Here is a 296-nt window from a genome sequence, read left to right as displayed (position 1 = left end):
CGTTATCCGTTGGATCTCCAGTCAAAGCTTGCAAGTCGACCATTTTTTCAGGTGCAACATCCCATTTTTCTAAAACTTCAGAAATACCAATGTGCTTGTCCTTCATTCCATCATACAAGGATACATGTGTATTGACTAATTGCATAAAATCCTTATCGGAAGAAATAATGGTTGTTTTTGCCCCAACCTTTGTTGCCAATTGCGCATAAGTAGCAATTAAATCATCCGCCTCAAATCCTTCCTTTTCGATACAAGGTAAATTAAAAGCCTTCGTTGCCTGGCGGATGAGAGAAAAT

General features: G+C 38.9%; 1 pseudogene. It reads right to left on the bottom strand.

From position 1 onward, the window contains the following. Positions 1-296, bottom strand: a pseudogene (locus ACFIK8_RS12410) (DNA polymerase I); the annotation flags it as partial.

It is taken from the genome of Bartonella sp. MR168JLCBS (assembly GCF_042194175.1).
The sequence above is the reverse complement of the archived record's forward strand: the minus strand, read 5'-3'. Positions and strand labels throughout refer to the sequence as shown.